General features: G+C 42.6%; 29 protein-coding genes. 9 read left to right on the forward strand and 20 right to left on the reverse strand.

From position 1 onward, the window contains the following. Positions 1 to 7 precede the first annotated feature (7 nt). Entirely contained in the window at positions 8 to 415 is a 408-nt protein-coding gene (locus tag ACAN56_RS06015; protein ID WP_379141178.1) for a PaaI family thioesterase, read from the reverse strand. A 191-nt stretch (positions 416 to 606) separates the two neighbouring features. On the opposite strand from ACAN56_RS06015, the gene ACAN56_RS06020 reads away from it, so the two are divergent. Continuing rightward, entirely contained in the window at positions 607 to 1,575 is a 969-nt protein-coding gene (locus ACAN56_RS06020) for an MBL fold metallo-hydrolase (RefSeq protein WP_379141180.1), read from the forward strand. A 94-nt stretch (positions 1,576 to 1,669) separates the two neighbouring features. Here the strand turns inward: ACAN56_RS06020 and ACAN56_RS06025 are convergent, their stop codons facing one another. The 3 genes from ACAN56_RS06025 to ACAN56_RS06035 are packed head-to-tail and all read right to left on the reverse strand — an operon-like array spanning position 1,670 to position 3,773. After that, positions 1,670 to 2,479 carry a hypothetical protein gene (locus ACAN56_RS06025; protein ID WP_379141182.1) on the reverse strand — a complete coding sequence of 270 codons (810 nt, stop codon included), beginning with the start codon at positions 2,477 to 2,479 and terminating at the stop codon, positions 1,670 to 1,672. A gap of 28 nt (positions 2,480 to 2,507) precedes the next feature. After that, entirely contained in the window at positions 2,508 to 3,170 is a 663-nt protein-coding gene (locus ACAN56_RS06030) for an HAD family hydrolase (protein ID WP_379141185.1), read from the reverse strand. A gap of 45 nt (positions 3,171 to 3,215) precedes the next feature. Beyond that, positions 3,216 to 3,773: a PadR family transcriptional regulator gene (locus ACAN56_RS06035; protein ID WP_379141187.1), complete on the reverse strand. Its 558-nt coding sequence runs from the start codon at positions 3,771 to 3,773 to the stop codon at positions 3,216 to 3,218. A gap of 262 nt (positions 3,774 to 4,035) precedes the next feature. Between ACAN56_RS06035 and ACAN56_RS06040 the strand changes: the two genes are divergently transcribed. Together ACAN56_RS06040 and ACAN56_RS06045 are read left to right on the forward strand one after the other, a co-directional pair. Beyond that, the gene (locus tag ACAN56_RS06040; protein ID WP_379141189.1) at positions 4,036 to 4,509 is read left to right on the forward strand and encodes a tautomerase enzyme; all 474 of its coding nucleotides are present in this window, start codon (positions 4,036 to 4,038) and stop codon (positions 4,507 to 4,509) included. A 621-nt stretch (positions 4,510 to 5,130) separates the two neighbouring features. Next, positions 5,131 to 5,331, forward strand: a complete 201-nt coding sequence (locus tag ACAN56_RS06045) for a hypothetical protein (RefSeq protein WP_341119009.1) — start codon at positions 5,131 to 5,133, stop codon at positions 5,329 to 5,331. 305 nt (positions 5,332 to 5,636) lie between these two features. Here the strand turns inward: ACAN56_RS06045 and ACAN56_RS06050 are convergent, their stop codons facing one another. From ACAN56_RS06050 to ACAN56_RS06075, 6 genes are all read right to left on the reverse strand, one after another. Beyond that, positions 5,637 to 6,371 (reverse strand): ABC transporter permease, encoded by a 735-nt coding sequence (locus ACAN56_RS06050; RefSeq protein ID WP_379141192.1) that lies wholly within the window; start codon positions 6,369 to 6,371, stop codon positions 5,637 to 5,639. A gap of 10 nt (positions 6,372 to 6,381) precedes the next feature. Then, positions 6,382 to 7,119 (reverse strand): ABC transporter permease, encoded by a 738-nt coding sequence (locus ACAN56_RS06055; RefSeq protein WP_379141194.1) that lies wholly within the window; start codon positions 7,117 to 7,119, stop codon positions 6,382 to 6,384. Then, positions 7,112 to 8,035: an ABC transporter ATP-binding protein gene (locus tag ACAN56_RS06060; protein ID WP_379141196.1), complete on the reverse strand. Its 924-nt coding sequence runs from the start codon at positions 8,033 to 8,035 to the stop codon at positions 7,112 to 7,114. Before ACAN56_RS06060 ends, ACAN56_RS06055 begins: the two co-directional genes overlap by 8 nt. A gap of 158 nt (positions 8,036 to 8,193) precedes the next feature. Then, entirely contained in the window at positions 8,194 to 9,108 is a 915-nt protein-coding gene (locus tag ACAN56_RS06065; RefSeq protein ID WP_379141199.1) for a sensor histidine kinase, read from the reverse strand. Between the two features lie 8 nt (positions 9,109 to 9,116). Then, the gene (locus ACAN56_RS06070) at positions 9,117 to 9,836 is read right to left on the reverse strand and encodes a response regulator transcription factor (RefSeq protein WP_489685690.1); all 720 of its coding nucleotides are present in this window, start codon (positions 9,834 to 9,836) and stop codon (positions 9,117 to 9,119) included. Positions 9,837 to 9,978: 142 nt separating this feature from the next. Then, complete coding sequence (locus ACAN56_RS06075) at positions 9,979 to 10,257, reverse strand: DUF1835 domain-containing protein (protein WP_379141201.1); 279 nt, start codon at positions 10,255 to 10,257, stop codon at positions 9,979 to 9,981. A 474-nt stretch (positions 10,258 to 10,731) separates the two neighbouring features. Between ACAN56_RS06075 and ACAN56_RS06080 the strand changes: the two genes are divergently transcribed. The 3 genes from ACAN56_RS06080 (at position 10,732) to ACAN56_RS06090 (ending at position 12,315) form a co-directional block, all read left to right on the forward strand. Beyond that, positions 10,732 to 11,286 (forward strand): GNAT family N-acetyltransferase, encoded by a 555-nt coding sequence (locus ACAN56_RS06080; protein WP_379141203.1) that lies wholly within the window; start codon positions 10,732 to 10,734, stop codon positions 11,284 to 11,286. Positions 11,287 to 11,883: 597 nt separating this feature from the next. Beyond that, on the forward strand, positions 11,884 to 12,015 hold the full coding sequence (locus ACAN56_RS06085) for a hypothetical protein (protein ID WP_379141205.1): 132 nt from the start codon (positions 11,884 to 11,886) through the stop codon (positions 12,013 to 12,015). Positions 12,016 to 12,045: 30 nt separating this feature from the next. Continuing rightward, a complete protein-coding gene (locus ACAN56_RS06090) occupies positions 12,046 to 12,315 on the forward strand; it encodes a hypothetical protein (RefSeq protein WP_379141207.1) in 270 nt (89 codons plus the stop codon). Between the two features lie 106 nt (positions 12,316 to 12,421). On the opposite strand, the gene ACAN56_RS06095 is transcribed toward ACAN56_RS06090, so the two are convergent. From ACAN56_RS06095 to aldA, 10 genes are all read right to left on the reverse strand, one after another. Then, positions 12,422 to 13,300 (reverse strand): PhzF family phenazine biosynthesis protein, encoded by an 879-nt coding sequence (locus ACAN56_RS06095; protein ID WP_379141209.1) that lies wholly within the window; start codon positions 13,298 to 13,300, stop codon positions 12,422 to 12,424. A gap of 192 nt (positions 13,301 to 13,492) precedes the next feature. Next, positions 13,493 to 13,801 carry a tyrosine-type recombinase/integrase gene (locus ACAN56_RS06100; protein ID WP_379141211.1) on the reverse strand — a complete coding sequence of 103 codons (309 nt, stop codon included), beginning with the start codon at positions 13,799 to 13,801 and terminating at the stop codon, positions 13,493 to 13,495. Positions 13,802 to 13,870: 69 nt separating this feature from the next. After that, positions 13,871 to 14,335 carry a tyrosine-type recombinase/integrase gene (locus ACAN56_RS06105; protein ID WP_379141213.1) on the reverse strand — a complete coding sequence of 155 codons (465 nt, stop codon included), beginning with the start codon at positions 14,333 to 14,335 and terminating at the stop codon, positions 13,871 to 13,873. Between the two features lie 216 nt (positions 14,336 to 14,551). Then, entirely contained in the window at positions 14,552 to 15,466 is a 915-nt protein-coding gene (locus ACAN56_RS06110) for an alpha/beta hydrolase family protein (RefSeq protein ID WP_379141216.1), read from the reverse strand. Positions 15,467 to 15,500: 34 nt separating this feature from the next. Continuing rightward, positions 15,501 to 16,373, reverse strand: a complete 873-nt coding sequence (locus ACAN56_RS06115) for an AraC family transcriptional regulator (RefSeq protein WP_379141218.1) — start codon at positions 16,371 to 16,373, stop codon at positions 15,501 to 15,503. A gap of 307 nt (positions 16,374 to 16,680) precedes the next feature. Then, entirely contained in the window at positions 16,681 to 17,568 is an 888-nt protein-coding gene (locus ACAN56_RS06120; protein ID WP_379141220.1) for an AraC family transcriptional regulator, read from the reverse strand. Between the two features lie 400 nt (positions 17,569 to 17,968). Next, positions 17,969 to 18,415, reverse strand: coding sequence for a hypothetical protein (locus ACAN56_RS06125; protein WP_379141222.1), 447 nt, complete (start codon positions 18,413 to 18,415; stop codon positions 17,969 to 17,971). After that, positions 18,399 to 18,872: a MerR family transcriptional regulator gene (locus ACAN56_RS06130; RefSeq protein ID WP_379141224.1), complete on the reverse strand. Its 474-nt coding sequence runs from the start codon at positions 18,870 to 18,872 to the stop codon at positions 18,399 to 18,401. Before ACAN56_RS06130 ends, ACAN56_RS06125 begins: the two co-directional genes overlap by 17 nt. Before the next feature lie 724 nt (positions 18,873 to 19,596). Beyond that, positions 19,597 to 20,019 carry an HIT family protein gene (locus ACAN56_RS06135; protein ID WP_379141226.1) on the reverse strand — a complete coding sequence of 141 codons (423 nt, stop codon included), beginning with the start codon at positions 20,017 to 20,019 and terminating at the stop codon, positions 19,597 to 19,599. 148 nt (positions 20,020 to 20,167) lie between these two features. Continuing rightward, positions 20,168 to 21,613: an aldehyde dehydrogenase gene (gene aldA / locus ACAN56_RS06140; protein ID WP_256718064.1), complete on the reverse strand. Its 1,446-nt coding sequence runs from the start codon at positions 21,611 to 21,613 to the stop codon at positions 20,168 to 20,170. A gap of 167 nt (positions 21,614 to 21,780) precedes the next feature. Between aldA and ACAN56_RS06145 the strand changes: the two genes are divergently transcribed. The 3 genes from ACAN56_RS06145 to ACAN56_RS06155 are packed head-to-tail and all read left to right on the forward strand — an operon-like array spanning position 21,781 to position 24,621. Next, positions 21,781 to 22,545, forward strand: coding sequence for a (Fe-S)-binding protein (locus tag ACAN56_RS06145; RefSeq protein WP_379141229.1), 765 nt, complete (start codon positions 21,781 to 21,783; stop codon positions 22,543 to 22,545). After that, positions 22,526 to 23,953: a LutB/LldF family L-lactate oxidation iron-sulfur protein gene (locus ACAN56_RS06150; protein WP_379141232.1), complete on the forward strand. Its 1,428-nt coding sequence runs from the start codon at positions 22,526 to 22,528 to the stop codon at positions 23,951 to 23,953. Before ACAN56_RS06145 ends, ACAN56_RS06150 begins: the two co-directional genes overlap by 20 nt. Beyond that, the gene (locus ACAN56_RS06155) at positions 23,950 to 24,621 is read left to right on the forward strand and encodes a LutC/YkgG family protein (RefSeq protein WP_379141234.1); all 672 of its coding nucleotides are present in this window, start codon (positions 23,950 to 23,952) and stop codon (positions 24,619 to 24,621) included. The genes ACAN56_RS06150 and ACAN56_RS06155 overlap by 4 nt, the downstream gene beginning before the upstream one ends. Positions 24,622 to 24,708 lie beyond the last annotated feature (87 nt).

Below are 24,708 nucleotides of genomic sequence, written 5' to 3' on the forward strand. Positions count from 1 at the left end.
TATACGGTTACTGCTTCGAGCTAAACAATCCCCGGCCGACAGCAACTTCCTTGCCTGTATGGTCTGTTACCGAAATATCTGCCAGACTAACCGTTCTCCCTAATTTGACCAGATTGGCCTTGGCACGCAGAACACCAGGCGCTGCCGGCCTCAAATAGTCAATCCGCAAATCAATAGTAGGCGTAGGCAGATTCACCTTGCGATGTACCGCAAAGTATCCGGCGATGTCGATCAGCGTTGCAATGATCCCGCCGTGAATATATTCAGCGTCCCCTGTAACAAACAGATCGTTGTCAGGCAGTAAAATCGTAATGGACTCTTCATTTAGTTCTTCAACTTGAACATCCAAAAAGCGGTGATATGCCGAGCTTCTAAGCAAGGTTTCAATCTGCTCCCGGTTGATTAAATCCTTCATGCTGTGTCACCCCCTTTTTGTTTGCCAACGAAACATTTTTAATCATACTAAACCGCTATGATTAATTTGTCAACACAATTGTGAATAAACAATTTTAAATTAAAAACGTTGACACTACCGCATTTCTCGATTATAGTTCAAACTAATTTTTATAATTCCGATAAACCGGATTAATTTAAAAGGAGATACTAATGAATCCTTTAGAGCTGCGCATACACAAAGTGAGGTTGCCTCTGCCCCTGCGTCTCAATCATGTGAATAGTTATCTTATAGAAGATGAAGAAGGATGGAGCGTGATCGATCCTGGTTTAGCTACAGACAATACCCTAACGGTCTGGACTGAAGCTTTGCAGCGTTATGATCTGACTTTCGGGGACATCAGAAGGATTATCGTGACTCATTACCACCCGGACCATTACGGTCTTGCGGGGATGTTTCAGCAGTGGACGGATGCCGCTGTTTACAGCAGCAAGGAGACTTTTGACTGGGCAGACCGCACCTATAGCGAATCTATCAGGAAATCCGCCCAATTCAGCCGAAAATGCGGTGTTCCTGCTTCGCTCGTTGCCCAAATGACTGAACACAATGAAGAACTGTTTACTTGGGTGAAGCCGATCGAGGGAGCCAAAGTGCTCTTGGAGCCAGAGGAGGACATTCAACTAGGTGGAGAGCGATTTCAAGTAAAGTTTGGTAATGGTCATGCTGAAGGGAGTGTTGGCTTTCTCCACCAGGCCAGCGGATTGTTCATAGGCGGTGACCTTCTGCTTGAGAAAATCACACCTAATATTACGTATGATTACAGTACCGGCTCAGACCCCTTGCAGGATTATTTTGATACCCTAAAAAAGCTGCAAACCTTACATATACAAACTGTCCTTCCCGGGCACGGCGAAGCATTTCAGTTGTCCGAATCGTTCATCGACCGCGTAATTGAGCATCATCTTGAACGTCTTCAGGAGATCCGGTCCATATGGAAACATTCCAACGCCGGAGAACTCACCCCTTATGAGATCAGCACCCGTTTATTCCCCAAGGTGGCCGATCCTGCCTCCGTAAGTTTTGCGCTTGGGGAGACAGTTGCGCACTTACGGTATTTACAGAAGAGGAATGAGCTTGTCCTTAGAGAGCGGGACGAATCTTTGTTTTGTGCCTTGCTTTGAAAGTGTTCTTTCTGTAAGTGGTATTCTGAACTTAAAAAAGATCGCATGACCCTCATTACTTCATGAGAGCCTTGCGATCTTCCTTGTTCTTTCGTTACTCTTCCAACACACTTATATTTTTGAACTCACCATTTTTATCGACCTCAAAACGAACGTTACTATTCCTGCGATCCATTCCTTGAGAAACTCCCTTATCATGAACCTCTATAGTATGTACAGAGATACCATAAAGTCCTTCAGTGAGAACATGACTTTTTTCAAAATCGTTTACAATATCCTCTGCTTGAGGAACTTCTTTGTCTTGTTTATAGGTGTTAAAATCAAAATTAAAATTAATTACGCCCCGATAACGGTTACCCTCTTTACTTAATGGCTCAGACATGTCGGGCAGAGAATTTAGGGTATCTATTTTTTGAGTCCCTCTGAAAGTATCTATAAGTTCATCCGCCTGTTTTGTATTCAGATTAACATTAAGATAGTAGTAGTAATTCCCTTTCATTTTATCGTACTCGCTTGCCGATTTCTTCATTAAATCATATTTGTCAATCAGTTGTTCGGTTACTTTCATTACCTCTGGATGCTGTTCGATATAGGCACCTTTATATAATTCAAAAAATACATTATCACTTCTTTCCTCTGCAATTTTGTAAGTATCCCGTTCGAGCATAATATACGCAGTCGCATGATAGGGTTTGCCGATTTCAATAGCTGTCTGATGATCAATACCTTCAAACCAATTATCATCCCATGTCAGAAATTTAAACGGCTCCTTGAAGCCATATCGCTCATCCAAATAATTTTCAACCGGTTTTTTCAGGTCTGCTTCTTTTACACTTCCACACCCGCTTAATGAAATTACAGAGATAACCATGGTTAAAACAAACAATAAATACTTTCTACGCATTGTCAAAGTACTCCCATCCTTCTTACAGTTAAATATGCTGAATTTTATTAATATCAGGCAACGAATGAATCGACGTTACTCCAGGAGGCGTCTCTTTGTTTTCCCGATTTAAAAACAACGGTTGAATTCCAACCTTAGCAGCACCCGTGACATCACCGCTTAATGAATCGCCAATATGTATCACTTCGTCTGCACTCACCCCGGATACCTCCAAGGCCAGTTCGAAAATTTCCTTGCGGGGCTTATAAGCTTTTGCCAGCTCGCTTGTAATCAGTCCATTTGGTTGTAAACCCATGTTGAGCAATGCTGTTTCCACAAAAATAGTATCGCAATTCGTCACAATGTATATCGGCAACCGGTTGGCTGAGAGAAAAGCCTCGACATCCTTGTAGACAGGAGGATTGCTCCAATGTTCTGCAAGCCTGTCAGCAAGCTTTTTGGCGTCCGCTGTGGAAGAATAATGTTGAATGGTTGTCTCAAACGCCTGGACAGCCAGTTCATACTGTGGCAGAAACGTCTCTCCAAATGAAGCGGCACGCAGCTCTGCAAAAGATCTCCACCAGAACCTGGCAGCTTCCATCTTGTCCTTTGCATTTCCAGTGTTAAAAACTTGGTCGATTACCTCCATCGTAATTTCACTGTTTTCATATACCAGCGTACCGTAAAAATCAAGAAAAATTGCTTTCGCCATGTCTTGTTCATCTCCAATGTTGTTTATTTACAATATCAATGCAAATTAAGATTCCAATTCTTTAATGCTCTCATCACACCAACTTATTAAACTACGAAACTGACTTTTCCCATAATTAATTGTGATAAGCCAATATTTAAAGTTTCTATCCTTTGGCTCATCATTGCGAAGCCATGCTTCAAGTTCCTGAAACATCTGTAAGGCTTCCTCCAGCTTTCCTTTATGTTCCTGTATATGTTGAATAATGGTTTCAGGCGGGGCGTTACTGCCAAAAAACACTCTTAACAACAGCTCGTTCTTCTTCAGCATCACCTCATGCACCATTGGCTGAGATAACCAGTCAGATAATGTTTGTTTCCCTTGATCTGTAATACTGTACACTTTTTTATCCGGTTTTCCTTGTTGCCTTTTTACATCCACGGCAACATCCTTACGTTCCAGAAGTTCGGCAAGGCTGGGATATATCTGGCCATAATTTTCATTCCAAAAGTAACTGGTACTCTTCTCCATATGTTGCTTAATATCGTAACCTGTATGGGGGCCAATCGTAAGAATACCTAATATTGCAAACATAGTGTTGGTCTTTCCGGACTGCTTCGCCATTTTGTTCACCTTCCAAAATAAAATATATAGTGAGGGATACATCCCATTCATTATGAACCAGACAAATATCATTATAAAACATTTCATCTCTGTAAACATCTTGAATCAATATATTAATTAAATATATATTATAATAATAATGAGTGTTGACAATGGTTTTTATCGAATATATAGTATGTTTATTAATAAAAGTATTTTGGATCGCCAAATTTCAAATCAAGAATTTGCGATATCCTAACTAATCAAAAGGGGAGTAACAAACATGACTATTATCTCAGTAAATTATTCAGAAAACCGTCTGACAAATGAACACCGTCGTCTTTTAGCAGAATCTTTGACAGATGCTGTGCTTGTTCCAGAAGTAGGGCAATTTTGTCCTCCGGCACGTGAAGGTTTTCAAGTCCACTTTACAGAGCGTTCTGCAGATCGAATGGCTATTGGTGGAAAATTGCTATCCGACATGCCTGAGCGTGACATAATTACCGTTAATCTAATTGTGATGGACGGGGATTGGCCAAATGAGGTCCGAAAACAGGTCATTGAGAATATTTTTGTCAGTTTAACCACAGTTCTTGAAGTTCCCGAGCCCTCTCCTACATGGTGGGTATCCTTTCAAGTCATTGAAGAAGGAAGTTGGGGCTCGCGTGGCGGTGTGCTTTCGATTTTAGACTTGTTGGATTCGGGAGTTTTTACAGAGGAAAAAATAAAAGCAATCCGGAAAAACATTCAACCCTAAGGCAGGGTTTCAGGCTGGAACATAAAAAATAAGAATGACTATGTATGATACTCCGCATAGCCATTCTTATTTTTTTATTGTCTATTTATTTTATTTTTCCCAATCTCCTTTTCAACAAGTTCCACTAACTCTGATGCCTTCATATTCAAAGCTCCTGCAATAGAGAGCAAAGAATTTAATGTAGGCTGATGGATAACCTGCCCAACTAAAAAGTTTAGAAAGGATGGAGAGAAATGAGAAGCCTTTTATGGTTGAGGTGCTAACTGGAAAAGATGAGCTTGCCCGCTAGCTCAGTAACTTTCCTGACAGAACTACGTTGTAGGAATTTCATGCGGAACGCTGTAAACGTTTCTTTGCCGCTATCATTTTTTTTAGAACAGACAGCTCAAAAAATGATATGTTGCAGAAATCCTGTAAAATCGATGCATACAAGCCCGATTCTCAAACCATCACCGAACAAAATAAACACCAGCTAACTTCGTCTTACGTTCTGCACACTTTCATACGCACTCATAATATTAGATACATATCGCTGATGTTCAGAAAATGATCAGAGGTTTGGGGTTTAATAAGAGAGTATTTTGATAATCTGGCCCTCTAGCCCCTCTAAAGGAGGATAAAATGGATCGAGAAAAAGTCATAGTTGAATTAACCAAGCATTTGATTGAACAGTCCCCCGGAAAACATGATGTGAGGTTCCGCCGGGCTGCAGCTCTTAGCCGGATAGAAACCATCGTCGAAAGTGACCGTTCACCCTTTGCCAAGGTGCGAGATATCAAGATTGTACTGGCAGCACTAAATAAAGTAGACGACACCACCTGATGTGCGCTATAAGCATTGGACCGACGGCGAGGATGAATGAACTTCGAATACGAAAGGAAGGGCACCAACATTATGAAATGGAATGAGTTAAATCCGGTGCTAACCGTGCAGATCGTAGAAGGTCATGATAGTGGGTTTGGCGGACGGTGCGGTGAAATTATATCCATCGGAACCTTCTAATCCTATATAATCTTTTTTTCATAAACAGTTACCTTTCTGACATTGTTCATCGGCTCTCCGCTTTTGTGTCTGTCTTTGAATTAATGACCAGCTTGCCAAACCAATCAGCTTAGGGCCGCCTTATTTCAACTTTCTTCATTATGTTTTAGGCCCTTCAGCGTAAAGGCAGAAAGGCAGCCGCAAAGCAGTAAGCTAATGCAACTAAGGATTACTTGACTTGTTGATGCGTCATAGTATCCAGAAATAGTAAACACAGCAGTAATGGGATAAAAGGCTTTTAAGAAATTTGACATACTCATAAATAGTCCGGCAAAAGAATAAATTACAGCAAATAATAACGCAAGCCAATATCCTTTTCTCATACGCGATATAAAAGCAATAATCGGTGAGATAGCAAGGAATATACCTAAACCGTCCAGAAAATATGCTTTCAGAAAGCTTAAAACCATTGCTACTGACAAATCGGAAATATGTAAAATTACCTCAACAAATAATGTTATAGCAAAGAGCAGCAAGTAAAGGAGTATGCTGAACACAAAAGTAATAATCATTTTTGCAGCGGTTAAGCTAACTTCATTTATGGGAATAAGCCGCAGGGATTTTATAGTGTCCTCCTGTTCTTCACGACAAATCATATAACTGCCCAAAAGGGCAATGACCGCAGGAAGAACAAAAAAAGTTGCCCATGGTTGAGCCATAGTCATATACCAGCCTGCATTGTCTATATTCCGAGAGCCATCATATACGTCCTGCCCTCCTAAAAAAACAATAAACGCTACCATAACTGTTGCAAAAACTGCAATCCAAACAATATTTGAACGGCGAATCTTTTGACGTTCCGCCCAAAGCAATTTTCTCATAATTCACGCCTCACTTTCTTCTTCCCAATGCGGCGTTTGCAAGTAATACTGCAACAATATCCCAAACGCAAATACAAAGAAATGCTAAAGGAATATTGATAGCCTGTGTAAATACTAAACCTGGAATATCTCCATTTCGCATGACAATAACTGCCATACTGGATAATGGATGTAGATACATATTTACCGTCATTAAAATAAAACCGAGAAAGACATAGACCAATGTAATAGAAACTGGGAGAATATATCCTTTTTGCGACGCAGCGATTGCCAAAATCGGCAGCACTGCAAAAGAAGTGATAACACCAATCTCTAAACATTTTTTCAGCAAATATAAAATACTTACCCAGTCAAATGCGACATATCCGGGAAGTACACTGAACATAACAGACGCAACGGCTGTAATCAGCATAAAACAAATCGAGTAACTCAAAACTACAGAAAATTTACTGAAAAAGTATCCCATTTTGCTGATCGGCACAATCCAAATTTGTTTGAGCATATCGTGCTGGTTCTCCTCGTACATAAGCATGGTGCAAAGTGTTCCCAAAACGACAGGTAAGATAAACCAAAGCGTATAACCAAACGCTGACCATTTATAAAACTGTAATGGATCTCCACCTGTTTCTTTCACATATTTGAAATATAATAGTGCGAAAAAAGGCATAAAGAGGGCGGCTAACAACATTAGCCAGACAAATTTCCTGCGGCGCAGTTTAAGAAATTCTATTTGAATTAGTCTAAGCAATGCCTTCTCCTCCTGTGATTTTTTTGAAATAGTCCTCTAAGGTGTCATTACAAAGTTGAGAACTGATAACAGTTATATTCTGCGTCACAAGGGCCTTATTGATTTCACCCATATCCAGAGCGGTGTCATAAAGCCGTAAATAATGGTCGTCTTGAACAGAGTAATCTTTCAAGTGAAATTGACGTTCTAAAATCAGTGACGCTTTCGGAATGTCCGAAACTTGCAGCAGAATATATTTACGATTTTTCTTTTCCAGTTCACTCATGCTGCTTTCTTCTAAAAGAACACCGTGGTCGATGATTCCGATATCGTCAGCCAATAGTGAAATTTCCGAAAGAATATGACTGGAAATAAGAATTGTCTTTCCTTGCTCAACGCTCAAATTCTTAATAAAATCTCTTACTTCTGAGATGCCGATAGGGTCAAGACCGTTTGTAGGCTCGTCCAAAATCAGGAGTTCCGGGTCATGTAAAATAGCGTTCGCAATACCAAGACGCTGCTTCATTCCAAGAGAATACTTACTAAACAACTTTTTGTCTTTATAAGGTAAGCCTACTACTTTCAATGCGTTTTCAACTGCGTGTGGGGCGGCTGTACCACGCAGCTTCGCAAAAATCTCTAAGTTTTCCGTTCCTGTCAAATTTGGATAGAATCCCGGTGTTTCGATAATAGCACCGATACGGGGATATACCCTTTTTTCTTGACCTTTGATGTTTCGTCCTAACACTTCTACCTCGCCAGATGTGATTTGAGTCAACCCTAAAATCATTTTCATAATAGTGGTTTTGCCGGCTCCGTTGCGCCCTAACAGACCGTAAATCCGACCTTTTTTTACATGGAGATTGACTGAGCCAACTGCTGTCTGCTCTCCGTAAATTTTTGTCAGTTGTTTCGTTTCAATCACTAAATCATTCATCTGAATTCCCCTCACTTTCGATAACTGTGCTTATTCAACGTGCTAACCTATATAAAGGTAGAAACAATCGCAATTAAAATTATAGAACATTAACCTTGCCAAAACCTTGCCGTAACCTTGTTTTTATCTTGTTTTAGCAGCAAGAAAGCCCTGTGCTGTCACAGGGCTTTAGGTAATACTATCGTGAATGTAGTTCCAGAACCGGGAATGCTGGCCGCTGTTATGGTTCCTTTGTGGGCGCTGACAAGCTCTTTAGAAATAGAAAGCCCAAGCCCGTTTCCTTTGGCAGCCCGCGAATGGTCGCATTGGTACATTCTTTCAAAAATATGTGGGAGATTATCAGAAGATATACCTTTCCCGTTGTCTGTTATTACGATTTTGACTTGCTGTTCATTCTCATAAATGCGCAGCGACATATTATCACCGCCACTGTGGGTAATTATATTTTGTAATAGATTATTGAGTATACGGGTATACGCAGTAGCGTCTATGCGTGTGCGATACTCTGTTTCAGGTATGTCAAACTCGTATTCAAATTGCTTTTCTAAAATAGGAATCCATTCAGCTATAATATTACGGGATAGCTCGTTCAAATCAAAAATCTCAAAATGAAAAATTTGTTCCCCGGAATCTAATTTAACCCATTCAAATAGATGTTCTACAAAATGTTTTAAGTGCTGAGCTTTATCAGACGAAACATGGATATATTCGTCCTGTTCTTCTCCCACAACAATTTTATTTTCGATTGCTTCCAAATAACCGATCAGTGAAGCAAGTGGAGTTTTCACATCATGGGAAAGACTTGCCATTAGCCGTTTGTATGCCTGCTCTGATTGCTTTTGCTGAATGAGACGTGATTGGCTGTTAATTGCAATTTCGTTAATACCATAACAAATTTGCCTTGTCATATCGTTCTCCGTTGCTAAAACACGTCGATTAAGGTTTCCATTTTTTATATCTTCTAAAGCGTCTTTGATAAGTGCAAGCTGTGTTTGGACACGCCGTATGACAGAAACAAGGTACGCTATAATAAGCAGGGAAAAAACCAACGCAAAAAGCAGATAAACATTCATAATTTACGTCACGCCTCCTTATTAAAACGATAGCCTACACCTCTGACTGTTAAAATATAAAATGGACGGTCGGGATCTGGTTCAATCTTTTTGCGCAATTTACTGATGTAAGACATAATGTTACTATCGTCAAAAGCATATTCTTCTTCCCAAACTCGCGTATAAATCTGTTTTTTGGTGAACACCCGTCCTTTATTAGAAGATAGAAACGAAAGCAAGTCAAATTCTTTGCTTGTAAGCTCAACTGTAATATCATTGACAGAAACAATGCGGTTTGCTTTATCAATGACCATTCCTTTCAGCAACATGTACTCAGTATCTATTTCTGTCGTAGGGTTTAAAGTGGTGTAGCGACGAATCAGGGAGTTGACACGAGCCATCAACTCGTTAATGCTGAACGGTTTTGTTAAATAATCATCTGCTCCACTCCGAAGCCCGAAAACTTTATCTTCCTCGTCATTTTTGGCGGTTAACATGAGCACCGGGATATTACTTGTTTCCCTGATTTTTTTCAAAACTTGAAAACCGTCTATATCCGGCATCATTACGTCCAAAATCACGAGAGAAAGAGAGAAGCTATTTTTATTTTTGTCGGCCAGACGCAACCCGTCCACACCGCTATATGCAATAATAGCTGATAAATTCTCTTGCTCTACGCATTTTTTCATAAGAGCGCAAAGTTCTTTGTCATCGTCTATAATCAAAACATTATTCATGGTGTAGCTCATAATCGAAAATCCCTAGTTGACGGACTTACCACAGTAGTGTGTCCCCCTTCAAATAATGATAGGAAAAAATTTTCCATCCTTCCCCCGAAAAATTATAACACATGAACGAGCATTCACACTTTTCTATGAAAAATTACATACGTTAAACTACTTGATCAAGAGGAACACCTTCATAATACTTTTTTACGATTATCTGAAAATGCTCTCGATCGATTAAACCACTAAAATAGGGATTAAATCCTTCTTTGTTACGAAGTCCAGTAGTATTAAAGAGCTCTGTCACATTGACAACATTAACTGGCTGTTTTCGATCTCTCAACAAATGCAATACGAAACGTAAGCCTGTTTGATCATGTGCGTTATCCGCGCACCAAATGACAATGGTTTTATTTTCTGGAATATTCTTTACTGCCTCTACCATTTTAACAAGCAGATGCTCTGGGTCATTAGGTCTACCCTAATTTTCATATTTCATGAGAATATCCGCAACTCTAAAAATGAGTATTTATACAATCAATAATTTGTATAACTTCTTCTTTGTCAATTATGATGATTTTTCTCGTTTAATCTGAAAATTTTCTCATTAAATATGACACTCTCTTCGTACAAATAAAGTTGTGTACTAGCGAGTAAACTAAATTATTTTCACCTGTACGATATACAATATAGTTGTGTACCAAAATCCAATATTTGTGATTTAGATATTTTTATTATAAAAATGCGTACGTTAAATCCTTATAAATATGTTCTCCTGTCTTTAACTTTTCTAATATTTCTTTACCATTTTATTGTCCGTTGACAGTTGATTACGATTGAATCGCGGTTTCTGATAGAATAAAAGGATCATACCGAATGAACAAAGCCATCTATTTAAATAACAACTGGAGGTATATCCATGCAAACACTTGAAACCAACCGATTGATCCTGCGGAATTTTGTCGCAACCGACGCTGCCGGATTGTTGGAGTATACAGCTAATCCAAGAGTTAACTGCTTTATGGATCACCAGATTTCGACGTTGGAGGAAGCTACAGGGGAGGTCGAAAAAAGAAGCAGTGACGACTCCAAAATCGCGGTCTGCCTGAAAGACAGCAACGAACTGATCGGAGAGCTGTTTGGTATGAAGGAAGAACAAGATTCGGATACTTATGGTATTGGATGGAATTTCAATGCCAGATTTGAAGGGAAAGGGTACGCAAGTGAGAGCGCCAACGCCTTCATAGAATATCTCTTTACGCAACAGGAAGTAAGAAGACTGTACGCCTACGTCGAGGACGATAACTTCCGTTCCCAGAAGCTGTGTGATAAACTGGGCTTTCGCCAAGAAGGCTGCTTCATGGAATTCGTTTCATTTGTTAAATATGAAGACGGCACGCCGAAATACGAGAATACGTATCAATATGCATTACTGAAAAAAGAATGGCTCTCACAACGTGCTAATCAAAAATAAAGAACAATAGATTAATCTTATTTTTAAAACTAAGAAACATTCCATAACAAATACGGCGACTTCTCTCCAGTGGATTCCAGGGAAAAGTCGCCGTTTGGTTTTAAGTTTCGAAAGGGTCTGGTTTAGCTACCCCAAAAAGGCTTTGCAATCTGCTGACCTTGATCGATCTTCGTCCTTACTCGGCTTCACAGTACAGTCACTCACAAGTTACTATAAGTTAGAACACAACTTTATTGTCTGTACACAACTTTCTTCGAAAAGGTTGTGTACTAGTACCCCTTGGTGTATCAACATTTTTAACTTATTATGTGATTCTATATATACATTAAAGTTGTGTATCAAAATTCAATTTATATTTTTTTATTAAAATTCTAAAAATATGTACGTTAAATCCTTATAAATATGTTCTCCTGTCTTTAACTTTTCTAATATTTCTTTACCATAATATCGCTCTCTATCTTTTCAAAGAATCTGATATCAGGCCTTAGAAATGTATTCAGCACTTCATTCAGGTAGAGTCAGCTTTCACATTGAATTTCGTCTTTTAACCGAGTTTTGCGTATGATAAAACAACATTCAAAAAGGAGGAACTCCGGATTGTACTATTCAATCTTACTTAACAATAGATACTGTGTGGTGTTGAGAGATGGGATCGCTGAAGCATTAATCATGGAGATTGCAACCGAAGTACTTGCAGATGAAGTTGCTTTTCAACTCCAAATGGCTTAGTTCGATGGAGAGTTTTGGGGAAAGAATGAGATGAAAAAACAACTTGATCCAGATGGCTACCATTCAAAAATCAGTAAAGCCATCAAAGACGTTAAAACAGGAGCCAAAGTGAACAGAAACAATATCATGGCTAAATGTTTTATTGAACTAACGTTTCCCGTTAGTTCAATGCAACTACGTGTCGTTCACGATCTTCAACGCAAACGGCCTAGCATTGCGGGAGGGGCTTGTTCGATGGCCTCGAGGAACGCAAAACGATCAAAATCAAGGAAAACGACAGGTTGGATGAAGAACTGTTAACCCGTCTGCTTACGCAAGCATCCTCTGCTATCTAGCCTCGCAGTAGCAGAATAAGCCTATTTGCCCCCTATGGTACGGTGGCTGCAAATAGGCTTTTTGGTTCCGCTTATATCATGATATGTCTTCGTTCGATTCCAGCCACTGCACCGCCGACCCGAACCTGATTGATTTCACCGTTCTCGCTCAGGCGCAATCCTGCCTTGATTTCAGAAGGACAATCCATCGAATACCCTTGCCTGAACATAACATTCTCTACTTCCCGCAAAGATCGTTGGCCATGTTGGTACAAATAGCTGAGCAGGGCACCGTTGGATGTTCCTGTCGCGCTCTCCTCGGGAATATCGTACAGCGGCGCAAAATTCCGGCATTCCGCAGCAGCATCGTCTGGAGTATCCATCGTGAACAGATGATATCCAACCACATCATATTTTTCGCTGATGGCGGTTATGGCATCAAAATTTGGCTGAATCTCATTCAAGAGCTTCCTGCTGCGGATCGGGATCATAATGTCCCGCAGGCCTGTCGAAACAATCTGGATGGGCAACCCGGTTTCCAGATCCTCGGCATCCATCCCCAAAGATGGGGCGATTTCCTCACAGGATATCCTTTCAAGAAATTGTGGTAAAGCCTGTGATAAGTAAACAAGACCCTCGGAGCTAATATCGACATCCAGAATCCCTGCCTTGGTTTCTATCGAATAGGAGGTCCCTTCCTTTGACAAACCCAGCGAATGCATTAGTCCAAACGCAGCAATCGTGGCGTGTCCGCACAGATCAACTTCGCTGGCGGGGGTGAAATAGCGGATTTTGTAATCCGCAAGCAGGGATTTTTCCATAAAGGCTGTCTCCGAAAGGCCCAATTCCTTCGCTATGAGCTGCATTTTGGCAGCATCCAGAGAAAGGCCATCCTCCAAGACAACGCCTGCTGGATTACCGCCACGCTCCCCTTTCGCAAACGCATTTAACGTATACACTTCCACATTCATGTTCCACTCGTCCTCTCTTTATCTTTCAAAAACCGATGTGCGCAACCGCACGTCTCCCACTCGCCTCCATGATCTTCCTTTTATCGATTTATTACTAGGTAAAGACGACAGGAGCGATTGAATTGTTGCGTTAATCTGCCCTTTGGTTGAATAGCGGCAGATCATTAAAAGAGCATCTGTCGCTAACATTCGTTAAAAAAATCGGCGATAGAGTTCTCTCTGTCGTTCTCCGCGCAATTGAGCATAGATTTGTGTGGTTGATGCTTTTTCATGCCCTAGCATGCCTTGGATAAAATCTAAAGGCGCTCCGTTATCAAGCAGTTGGCAGGCATAGGTATGACGAAAACGATGAGGATATACATTTGCCTCAATAGCACCGCGTTCTGCCAACCGCTTTATGGCCCATCTGAGCGATGGTATAGCCATTCGCTTCACTGGATTTGTTTCTGTTACAAATAAGGCTTTACACGAGTCTTCACGGCTGTTTAAGTACTTCTTCAACCATACTTTACATTCCGTGGTGAAATAAATTTCTCTCTGCTTTGATCCTTTCCCATTTACAATGGCAGATCAATTTTCCCAATTTAAATCCTCAATATTTAACCTTTCAACCTCGCCAATACGGCACCCTGTGCAATATAGAAACTCTAACAATCCTCTTTCCCTTAAGGTCTGGCATGATATCTTCAGATGAATGATATCCTCTTCCATCAAAAATTCAGGAACTCGTTTATCCATTTTAGGTTCACGCAGCTTGAGCGAAGGATTACTAGATAAGTAGGTTTCTTCATATGCAAATCGAAATAAGGACCGCACAAAACGCATGCGGTGTCCTAAGCTGCTTGGTTTCAAGCGCTCAGACTGCTTCGCTAAATATTCTTTCAGGACATTCAGTGTGATCCCAGAGATATCTATATCTCCGAGTTCCGCAACCAACATCCTAAGTTGTAAAGCATACGCTAGCAATGTGTTTGGGCTAAACCCTTGGATTCTTTTATCTGTCTCATAATGAAACCAAAGTTCACTTAAAATCATAATAAAACCTCCTAATAGAGCAGTTATTCCTAGTTTGCTTCTAGTAGAAGATTCTAATCTTGATTTAACTAGCGTTCTCCGTTAGCGTAATGATCTAGGCGTTACTTGTGATGCGCTTCACCGCGCTATCTGTAACGGCAAGTTTCAAGGTCATCCTTTGCTGAAAAACTCATTCTTTATGCAACCTAATATATGCACCTGAACAGAAAGCTTTGCCTAGTTGTCACATCTCCCGTCATGATGGGTATAAAGAAAATCCAATATGTCTGCATTAAGCGTTTTATGGAAATGTTCGCGATCAAAGCCTGGGGGATCTTGAGAAGGGAGAAACGTCGGGCTCTTCATCGATTCCGGGAAGGGGCTCAAAAAGGAGAAATGTCCGGCGTTTTCAACTGTTCTGTATTGTATTTTCTTCGGATCAGCAACGCCACCCACTATCATTTGTGCGTGAAAAAGGGGAGTGAATAGATCCTTCTCTGCATCCAGCATCAAGATGGGAAGGTTAACCGCACGTAAGGCCCCCTCAGCTTGGAACCAGACCGACGCCGGCGCTAGTAGAACTAGGGACTTGATTCTGTGATCCTGTGTAACCTCTATGAGCTGCGGCTTTCCGTCCGAAGTTTCATGAGGAAGCGAAGTTGGCACGCCACCCGCCGCTGCCAATGCCGTGTAAGCGCCCAAGGAATGCCCGATGATCGAGACGGCATTCGGCATTAATTTCTCCTTAAACATCTTATTTTCGAAAAACCAGTCGGTGGCCATCCTAAGGTGCCTAGGTCTGTTTGCAAGATTCTGTACCGTCCCTTCCAAGCTATTGTCGTTTCGATTGTTGTACGGATGCTCCGGCATGCCCACGATAAAACCGTTGCGAGCTAAATGCCGAGCCAGCGTCCGGTATACAAGCGGCGAACCGCCGGTACCGTGAGAGATGATAACCAGTGGAAACATCCCTCCCGAAGGCTCTGCTTCTCTGGCCAATTCCAACAGGTAGGGTCCCAATCGCTCTACTTGTTCGGGATTGCCCGCCGGATACATCACCGTCATGGGAAACGTAATGCCTAAGAAGATATCGTCTATTTTTACTTTTCGGAATCCTGCATACCCATTCTTAAACTCTGTGTTTCCTATCATTCACCATACTTCCTTTCCTCAAAATTCGCTCAAGTTACAATGTCGGGCCAATGGGTATATAAATATCAAACTCGGAATCATCATTCATAGGACCCATATATCTATGATCGTATCGTACAAATTCCGGATCATTCGTGCGTATTCTTCCCGATTTCGGTAACCATGTGTTATAGATATAATAGAACGTATCCGGTATTCTATCCAGCGACCCCCGATGCGTGAATACAGCGTATGTTGTTGCTGGGAGGACTATATAGACCATCCCTTCAGGGATCTGCCCCTCTTCGCAGACCTCGACGCAGGCGATGTAAGAGACTTCCCACTGAACTCCTGTAAGCATAAATAACGAGTAAAAGGTAGATTCAGGATTTCTTCTTCTATCGATTTCCGCTACTCGTTGCCTGAAACCGCTCCACAGCTTTCCGATTTCTCGGGAGCCCAGCCCCCTTATTTCCATTCCAACCAAATTGAGTTTTTCCTTATTGATAATCAAGGGGTCGAGGGTTACTCCATAGAGCAAATGCCACATCCCGGATTTATCCAATGCTTTCTTCTCCATTGTCCGAAACAACGTGTCTTTCATGTTTGTTTGCTTGCGGAACCGTCCCGGCGAGATGGAGAACATTTTTTGAAAGGCACGGGTAAAGGCTTCCTGAGATTCAAACTGATATTTGATGGCGATCTCTACGATTCTAAGATCAGAATGAAACAATTCGTACGCTGCAAGAGTCAATCTCCGCCTCCTGATATAATCTGAGACGGTGTTTCGTGTAACGGATTGAAAGATTCGGTGGAAATGATAGGGGGAGTATCCTACCCATCCTGCAATTTCTTCGGCTGTGGTCTTTTCTATCAGATGGTCTTCAATATAGGATATTGCTTTGGTTACCAATGCAATGTAATTCATTAAACGCCTCCATGGATATACCACAACTGTACATCATTTCGTAATTTTATTTTTGATATATTTTGCGGAATTGGGGCACTTAAGAAACTTGCCGCTACTTGTGATACGGTTCACCGCGGTTAATCTTGAACTAATCTGCCCGTTAACGTAACGAGAAGCAGCCGGTCCTCAAGCCCGGTTGCTTCTGTCTGTACTGAGCTATAGTTTCCCGTTAGAGTTAAATGAACCATGCTGAAATGGTCCTTGTAACATCTTCGAGTTAAGAAAACGCGGTGACCGGGCATGTCGGCAATCGCGTTTTTCCATTTTATCCCTCGACCCGATACCATAGTTCACAATATTCGTAGCCATCTACACTTGTACCATACATCTCGAAGTTGCCGCCATCTAAAATCGTAAATGTTGATGTTTGCAGCCATTCCGAAAATATTCGATTCTTCAAAGACTGCAAATCATACTTGCCGCTGCCATTCCCATCATGTAATGTTGAGAATACTGCCCACGTAGATGCTGGAACATCAGCAACTGTATATCCATTCACCTTGCTATCAAGCGCTTTGTAGCACCCGATCAGATAAGGGAACGTCGTATTGTTTGTGAATGTATAGGAGTCGAATGCAAAGACAGCTCCAAGTTCCTTGCTGAAACTGCTTTCGTCTCTCCAATCCCCGCTCACCGACTGGGATAATCGGTCCAACTCACCATTTTTGCTGATGGTTTGCCAAACCTCGGGGATCGATATCCCCTCCTCATTCGCAATAGTGTCGTAATGGTAGATATCCTCCAGCCCATAAACTTGAAAAGCATCCCGTTTTTCAATCCGATAATTCATTCCGACAACTCCCTTTAATATGATTTGAAAGGAGATACGAGGAAAGGCTCTTAACTCACTTCCGGCATTTCGCGCTAATGTAGGCGTCATTCCATGCAGATTTTGAAATGCTCGTGAGAATGATTCAGGTGTTTCATATCTGTACTTCAAGGCAATATCCGTCACAGTGTTCTTCCTGTTCTTTAAATCAAATGCAGCAAGCGTCAGCCTTCTGCGCCTGATATATTCGGACAATGGGACATCAAGTACAAATGAAAACATGCGCTGAAATTGGTAAACCGAACATAAGGCGATTTTAGCGATTTGGTCATAATCAATATCTTGTTCTAAGTTGTCTTCAATATAGCTGACAGCTCGATTCATTCTCTCTAGCCAATCCAGGACAATCCCTCCTTTCGTAAGAAGCATATCATCCGGTAGTTTATGTCGCCTGACTTTCCGTGCAGGATAATGTCAGGTGGTAATCATCCGTATACAGAAGCCTTGATACCCAAATTAATCCAAGTCTTTATTAGTTTGAAGCATCTAGTAGTGTTTTTACACTCGATTTTCCCGTGTCATTAAGTCTGTCTTAAATCCTATTATATAACCACTCTTTAGTAGCCTCGTATTAAGGTATTCGTGAAGGTATTAAAACTAACCTGCCCGTTAGTTCAATCAAAAGCAGCCGTTCCTTTTGGACGGCTGCCGAGTTGGCTTTTTTCAACTATCGTTTCCCATTAGCGTATTGCAAATCACTGGCAGTGAAACGCAGTTTAGTTCTTCATACCTTCCTACTGGTTTGTGTCGATTGACCTCCGAACTCTTTTCCCTTCATTCTTATGCCCAATATGATGAAAGCGACATAGATTAGGATGGCAATCGAATCGATTAACGTATCAGTAAGTGCCGAAACATCATAAAATGCCGTTACGCCGAGAATGACCATCAGACGAACGAGCAGAAGTAAGGCGATCGTCCATGCAGCTGACCGGATCTTCGAACGCTCGCTTTGAAATGACAGGATAATGAATACAATACCGAAGACCAGATTCTCTGCGGTGATAATGTGCCAGACATACCTAAATATTATCCGTGTATCCATGGCTATATCATTCACAAAGAGCGTCGGCAGTACAACGGATTGCCCATTCCAAGCGTGCGTAACAGCAAACAGTATCGCAAGAACACCAGCAATCAGATAATAATAATTCTTAATTTTGATGTCCATCACAATCCTCCTTAGTTATTCCAGGATCCTTCTTGTGAAGATCCCGGTAAATCTCCTGAACGAACACTGCCAGCCGCTGGTCACTTTCACGATTAAAGTCCCTTAGCGTTTCAACTGCTACGTCGAGCAACTGACTGACCTTTTCAAGATGTGCAATTTTCTTGCGCGTTTCTGCTTTTTTGGCATCAAGGAATTCAGCGACCTCCTGGTAATAAGCAGGATCTACACTCTGCATTCTGTGGAACTGAAACTTTCCCTTGATTTCTTCTAGAGAAAAGTCCGCATACTGCATGATTTGAATATTCATCAAATCGACGAGGTCATCCTTCGAATACCTACGGTAAGAATTGTGTTCCCGGGAAGGCGATACGATTCCAATACGGTCATAGTACCGAAGCGTATCCTTCGGAATACCAAGTATCCGTGAAACCTCTTTTATAGAATATTGTTTTTCCATACATTCACAATAACATTGGAGTAAACTCCAATGTCAATTCGATTTCACTATTTTTTTCACACGGTATTCAAACTATCCTTACAACTATCCTTACAACTATCCTTCTCCTTTCACTCAATGATTTACTTTGTTTCGGACGAATCAGATTGTTCTCTATTTTTAATAGTCTTTATTTGACACCATTCAAAATTCAGAAATAGCTTCCTTTTGTGCATTTGAAATAAAAAGGGAGTATATAGTATTTTTGTCGAATTTGCAGTAATAAACATATGCGAAGTAATGAATACAAACAAGCGTTTTCTGTCACGTCAATGTCTATAAATCCATGCATACAAATTAGACATGTTAAAAAGTCACGTTTCCGGCCTAGCTACTAGACACACTGCAGAAAAAAACAAACCCGCCAGCATCTTTTAGTTCGGTGGGTTATTTTATGTATACCCGATTCTCAAACCATCACCGAACAAAGTAAACACCAGCTAACTCCGCCTTACGTTCTGCACACTGATATTCTGGGCCTATAGCCCCTCTAAGGGAGGATAAAATAAATCGAGAAAAAGCCATAGTTAAATTAGCCAAGCATTTAATTGAACAGTACTCCGGAAAACATGACGTGTCTTTGCCGATCCCAACTAAATATCTAGCAAAAAAAGCCCTTATCGGGCTTAAAACTCAGTTTTTGCATCGTCTTTTCTTTCAGAATATCATTATTCGCTTGACCAGCTTATAAATACTTTTTAATCTGAGCATTCATTTCAACATATTCTTCGTCAGTTAAATAAGTATCGCCCGGGTTCATTTGGAAGGTGGAGCCCCAATCCTTTTGATCTGCATATTTAGGGACGATGTGCATGTGCAGGTGATGCAGCTTGTCTCCGTAAGCCCCGTAATTCAATTTATCTGGCCCAAAAGCCTGATCCATAGCTGCTGCCACTTTTTGCACATCCTTCATGAATGCCGATAATTCTTCTGCTGTAAGCTGAAATAACTCTTTTACGTGATCTTTATAAACGACATTACATCTGCCTTTATACGTCTGCTCTTTGAACAGAAACACGGTCGAAACCTCCAGCTCAGCCACCTCAATCATAAGGTTGTCCCTTCTTTCATCCTCCATACAATACATGCAGTCCTTATTTTTTTCCATGTCCTACATCCTTTCTTCCTGTGATTATGTACAGCTCTATCCTGCTCCAAAAATCTGCTGTCTACAATTAAAAGAGTTACACCCAACCACACAAAAAACGGCCCTTTCGGACCGTATCGGATAAGTGCATGATTCATTTTCCACTAATTTAGTTGACGGATTTATCATACTGTAAATAAACTACATGGGTCTGGAGATATTCGTTCAAACCATGTTTGCCGTCCGCGCCGCCGATGCCGGATTTTCTCCAGCCTGCATGGAAGCCTTGCATTGCTTCAAAGTTCTCGCGGTTAATATAGGTTTCCCCGTATTTGAGACGCTTGATGACTTTCATCGCAACGTTCAGATTCCGGGTATACAGGGAAGAGGTCAGTCCAAACTCACTGTCATTGGCGAGCGCAATCGCTTCATCCAGGTTTGCAAAAGAAATGATCGGAATAACCGGTCCGAAGATCTCCTCTTGTACGATTTCCATATCATTGGTGGCACCGGTAATGACCGTCGGCTCAAAAAAGCTGCCTGCTCCCTCTACCTTTTTACCGCCGCAGGCGATCTTGGCGCCCTCTTGTACTGCACGGTTTACCTTTTGCTGCACGGATTCCTGTGCCGCCTTGTTAATCAGCGGCCCCATATGAATATCCTTGTCTTTCAGCGGATCGCCGTACTTCACCGCCTTCATCGCCTCAACCAGACGGGTGGTGAATTCGTCCTTGATCTTCTCATGCACATAGACCCGCTCCGCACAGTTGCAAACCTGCCCTGTATTGATCACCCGGGAATCCACAATTGCCTTAATAGCCAAATCCAGATCGGCATCATCCATGACAATGGCAGGCGCCTTGCCGCCAAGCTCCAGACTGACCTTGATGATATTTTCAGCAGCCGCCTTCATCACCTGTTGTCCTGCCGGCACACTGCCTGTTAGACTGACCATGCCGACTTTAGGGTTACTGGCCAATTCATTGCCGACCTCTCCGCCTTTACCGGTAACCAGGTTGAACACGCCTTTAGGAAGACCAGCTTTGTCAACAATTTTGCTAAAAGCCACCGCGTTGTTCGGAGATTCGGCACTAGGCTTGACTACAATCGTATTTCCGGTAATCAGGGCCGGTGCCATTTTTCTGGCGATCAGAAAGAACGGGAAGTTCCATGGCAGAATGCCTGTGGTGACCCCAATCGCCCGTTTAAACACAAAAATATTCTCATTATCACGATCACTCTGAACAATTTCCCCTTCATAACGTCGTGCCCATTCTGCCATATAATCCATATAGTCTGCTGTAAAGTTAACCTCTACCGTGGACAATTCCAAGGTCTTACCTACTTCTTCGGAGATCAGTCTGGCAAGGATATCAACCTCTGCCCGAATCCCATCGGCAATGGCATGAAGGTACTTTCCTCTTTCAACCGCAGGTGTTTCCTCCCAGGCTGACTGGGCTTCTTCCGCTGCGTTAATGGCACGCACCACATCATTCCTTGTAGCTTTGGGAACCTGTGAAATGACTTCATCTGTTGATGGATTGGTTACATTCATCCACTCATTGCCTTCTGATTCCGTAAACTGGCCGTTGATATACATCAAATGCTTTTCCACTGTCTCTCCCCCTCAAGGTAGATTATTCCATTCGATCCTTTCTTAGTGTAAACGTTATCATTATTTTATGTCAACAACATTCACATTTTTTATTTGTTTTTGTGTTGTTTTTCATTGACTTCTTGAGTTAAGCTATTCTTATCAAGGTTGCATTGGGAGGGATCGAAATGAAAGTCAGTATTTTTTCAACTTGTTTAGTAGACCTTATGACCCCGAATGTCGGAATTGCTATGGTCCAAGTTCTCGAAAGGCTCGGCTGTGAAATCGACTTTCCGGCTTCCCAGGTGTGCTGCGGTCAACCTACTTATAACAGCGGTTATCTTGAAGATTCCAAGCTTGCGATGAAAAACATGATGCTTGCCTTCGAAAGCTCCGATTATGTCGTGGGTCCGTCCGGCTCCTGTATCGCTATGTTTCATGAATATCCGAAAATTTTCAAAGGAGATCCACATTGGGAATTGAAAGCGATTGCTTTAAAAGAGAAATCATATGAGTTCACACAATTCATCGTAAGGGTGCTTGGTATTACCGATGTTGGCGCAACGCTTGAAGGCACCGCCACCTACCACCGTTCCTGCCACATGACAAGACTGCTGGGAGAAAAGGAAACCCCCTTCCAATTGCTTGAACAGGTACAGGGACTCCAACTGGAGCCGCTCAAAAACAGTGATAATTGCTGCGGCTTTGGTGGAACCTTTTCCGTGAAAATGCCTGAGATCTCCGAGCAAATGGTCGATGAAAAAAGCAGTTGTGTCGTTGAAACCGGAGCGGACATTCTGATCAGCGCTGATATGGGATGCCTGCTTAACATCGGCGGCCGCCTGTCCCGCAAGGGCGAACCTGTGAAAATAATGCATATTGCAGAAGTGCTGAACCATTACAATCCTGCTGTTGCCAAGGAGGGAGCCAGACATGAGCCTGCAAACGGATAAACGGGATTTCAGCGAACGGACTACAGATGGCCTTGGTAATCCCTTCATGAGAAGCGCCGTAAGCTCCGCCCAGGACAGCCTGAAGACAAGGCGCCTTTCCGCCGCGGCCTCTCTTGGGGATTGGGAGCAGTGGCGTACCATCGGCCAGCAAATCCGCCAGCATACGCTGAAACATCTGGATTATTACTTAGAGCAGCTGGCAGATAACATTGAGAAAAAGGGCGGGCACATCTATTTTGCAAAAACCAAAGAGGAAGCAAGCAGCTATATCCGGGACATCATCGTACAGAAAAAGGCTAAAAAAATCGTCAAATCCAAATCAATGGTCACCGAGGAAATTGAGCTGAATCATGTCCTGATGGAAGCAGGCTGCGAGCTGATCGAGACCGATCTTGGGGAATATATCCTTCAAATGGATGATTGGGACCCGCCTTCACATATTGTGGCCCCTGCGCTGCATAAAGACCGGACGCAAATCCATAAGGTGTTCACTGAGAAGCTTGGATATACAGGCGATGAAAGCCCTGAGAACCTCGCCCGTTTTGCCCGGACGGTGCTGCGGCAAAAGTTCCTGGAAGCGGATGTCGGGATTACGGGCTGCAACTTTGCCATCGCTAACCTTGGAGCCATTAATCTGGTGACCAATGAAGGCAATGGTGATCTTACAGCCGCCATACCGAAAACGCATATCGCTGTGATGGGGATGGAACGCATTGTCCCGACACTTGAGGAGATGGAGGTTTTGGATAATCTGCTCTGCCGAAGTGCTGTGGGGCAAAAATTGACCAGCTATATTACTGTAATGGGCCCCTCGGCAGCCGGGGAAACGGATGGTCCGGAAGAGTTCCATTTAGTCGTAGTGGACAACGGCCGTTCCGAGATTCTGGGCAGCGAATTCAACGAAGCCCTGCAGTGCATCCGCTGCGGTGCCTGTCTTAACGTCTGCCCGGTCTACCGTCATATTGGCGGGCATGCTTACGGGTCCATTTATCCGGGTCCGATTGGGGCAGTAATCACCCCGCTGCTGGGCGGATACGATGATTACAAAGAGCTTCCTTTTGCCTCCAGCCTTTGTGCAGCCTGTACGGATGTCTGTCCGGTTAAAATCCCGCTTCACGAGCAGCTTATCTTGCACCGTCAGAAAATTGTGGAACAAAATAGAACCGGTGCAGGAGATAGACTTCAGATGAAGGCGGCCAGCCGTCTCCTGTCTTCCCAAGCTTTGTTCGGCAAAGCACTGCGGTTTGCGAACCCGGCCAGCCAGCTGATCAGCAGACATGGACGAATTGTTAGAGGACCGGGCCTAGTCCGTGGCTGGATCAACGCTCGTGATCTTAGTCAACCGGTCAAGCAGCAAGACAGCTTCCGGGCGTGGTTTGACAAACGTAAAGGAGGGGCTGGCCAATGACGGTATCGGACAAGGAGTCTTTTCTAAACACAATCGCCTTCAAGCTGGGGCGAGAACGTGTACATGATGTTCAGCGGCCCGACCTGAAAGAGTGGATCCCAGACAGCTATGGCGATTTAACAACCGATGAGCTGATAGAGATTCTTAAAGAGCAGTGCTTTTTTATCCACACCCAGTTGATTGAGTCGAATCCCGAGATTTTGCAGAGAACATTGGATGATCTGACCCAAGCGAATGGCGGAGGTGCTGTAATCACTTCCGGAGATACCCGGTTTACCGATTATAGGTTAAACTTCCCGGATTCGTACGTCTGGGAGGAAGCGGCAGGAAGAGAGAAGAATATTCTCCGCTCCGAATCGGCCAATACCGCAATTGTCTTCGCCGACTACGCACTAGCCGAGTCAGGAACGATTGTCGTAGAAAGCCGCCCGGATCAGGGCCGCTCCCTCCACTTTCTGCCTGCCCATTATATTGCGATTATTGAAAAAAAGAGGCTTGTGCTTCGCTCCACTCAGGCCGCAGCCGATCTAAACCGGCGAGTTCAAGCAGGTGAGCCCATGGGCTCCTCCATCAACTTCATCTCCGGTCCTTCGAATTCGGCCGATATTGAAATGCAGCTCGTTGTCGGGGTTCATGGGCCCTTGAGAGCAACTTATGTACTAATTTAGCTTCTATGATTAACACAAAAAGAGGCCGTTCCATGCAGAGCGGCCAACATATTACTTCCATATGATTCTCTATGTAAGTGATTGAAG

The organism is Paenibacillus paludis (assembly GCF_042610515.1).
Classification (GTDB): Bacteria; Bacillota; Bacilli; order Paenibacillales; family Paenibacillaceae; genus Paenibacillus_AQ.

What these genes read in the sequence shown, in the direction of transcription:
- ACAN56_RS06015 (WP_379141178.1), bottom strand. Translation starts at nt 415, where the DNA reads ATGAAGGATTTAATCAACCGGGAGCAGATTGAAACCTTGCTTAGAAGC.
- ACAN56_RS06020 (WP_379141180.1), top strand. Translation starts at nt 607, where the DNA reads ATGAATCCTTTAGAGCTGCGCATACACAAAGTGAGGTTGCCTCTGCCC.
- ACAN56_RS06025 (WP_379141182.1), bottom strand. Translation starts at nt 2,479, where the DNA reads ATGCGTAGAAAGTATTTATTGTTTGTTTTAACCATGGTTATCTCTGTA.
- ACAN56_RS06030 (WP_379141185.1), bottom strand. Translation starts at nt 3,170, where the DNA reads ATGGCGAAAGCAATTTTTCTTGATTTTTACGGTACGCTGGTATATGAA.
- ACAN56_RS06035 (WP_379141187.1), bottom strand. Translation starts at nt 3,773, where the DNA reads ATGGCGAAGCAGTCCGGAAAGACCAACACTATGTTTGCAATATTAGGT.
- ACAN56_RS06040 (WP_379141189.1), top strand. Translation starts at nt 4,036, where the DNA reads ATGACTATTATCTCAGTAAATTATTCAGAAAACCGTCTGACAAATGAA.
- ACAN56_RS06045 (WP_341119009.1), top strand. Translation starts at nt 5,131, where the DNA reads ATGGATCGAGAAAAAGTCATAGTTGAATTAACCAAGCATTTGATTGAA.
- ACAN56_RS06050 (WP_379141192.1), bottom strand. Translation starts at nt 6,371, where the DNA reads ATGAGAAAATTGCTTTGGGCGGAACGTCAAAAGATTCGCCGTTCAAAT.
- ACAN56_RS06060 (WP_379141196.1), bottom strand. Translation starts at nt 8,035, where the DNA reads ATGAATGATTTAGTGATTGAAACGAAACAACTGACAAAAATTTACGGA.
- ACAN56_RS06065 (WP_379141199.1), bottom strand. Translation starts at nt 9,108, where the DNA reads ATGAATGTTTATCTGCTTTTTGCGTTGGTTTTTTCCCTGCTTATTATA.
- ACAN56_RS06070 (WP_489685690.1), bottom strand. Translation starts at nt 9,836, where the DNA reads ATGAGCTACACCATGAATAATGTTTTGATTATAGACGATGACAAAGAA.
- ACAN56_RS06075 (WP_379141201.1), bottom strand. Translation starts at nt 10,257, where the DNA reads ATGGTAGAGGCAGTAAAGAATATTCCAGAAAATAAAACCATTGTCATT.
- ACAN56_RS06080 (WP_379141203.1), top strand. Translation starts at nt 10,732, where the DNA reads ATGCAAACACTTGAAACCAACCGATTGATCCTGCGGAATTTTGTCGCA.
- ACAN56_RS06090 (WP_379141207.1), top strand. Translation starts at nt 12,046, where the DNA reads ATGAAAAAACAACTTGATCCAGATGGCTACCATTCAAAAATCAGTAAA.
- ACAN56_RS06095 (WP_379141209.1), bottom strand. Translation starts at nt 13,300, where the DNA reads ATGAATGTGGAAGTGTATACGTTAAATGCGTTTGCGAAAGGGGAGCGT.
- ACAN56_RS06105 (WP_379141213.1), bottom strand. Translation starts at nt 14,335, where the DNA reads ATGATTTTAAGTGAACTTTGGTTTCATTATGAGACAGATAAAAGAATC.
- ACAN56_RS06110 (WP_379141216.1), bottom strand. Translation starts at nt 15,466, where the DNA reads ATGATAGGAAACACAGAGTTTAAGAATGGGTATGCAGGATTCCGAAAA.
- ACAN56_RS06115 (WP_379141218.1), bottom strand. Translation starts at nt 16,373, where the DNA reads ATGAATTACATTGCATTGGTAACCAAAGCAATATCCTATATTGAAGAC.
- ACAN56_RS06120 (WP_379141220.1), bottom strand. Translation starts at nt 17,568, where the DNA reads ATGAATCGAGCTGTCAGCTATATTGAAGACAACTTAGAACAAGATATT.
- ACAN56_RS06125 (WP_379141222.1), bottom strand. Translation starts at nt 18,415, where the DNA reads ATGGACATCAAAATTAAGAATTATTATTATCTGATTGCTGGTGTTCTT.
- ACAN56_RS06130 (WP_379141224.1), bottom strand. Translation starts at nt 18,872, where the DNA reads ATGGAAAAACAATATTCTATAAAAGAGGTTTCACGGATACTTGGTATT.
- ACAN56_RS06135 (WP_379141226.1), bottom strand. Translation starts at nt 20,019, where the DNA reads ATGGAAAAAAATAAGGACTGCATGTATTGTATGGAGGATGAAAGAAGG.
- ACAN56_RS06145 (WP_379141229.1), top strand. Translation starts at nt 21,781, where the DNA reads ATGAAAGTCAGTATTTTTTCAACTTGTTTAGTAGACCTTATGACCCCG.
- ACAN56_RS06150 (WP_379141232.1), top strand. Translation starts at nt 22,526, where the DNA reads ATGAGCCTGCAAACGGATAAACGGGATTTCAGCGAACGGACTACAGAT.
- ACAN56_RS06155 (WP_379141234.1), top strand. Translation starts at nt 23,950, where the DNA reads ATGACGGTATCGGACAAGGAGTCTTTTCTAAACACAATCGCCTTCAAG.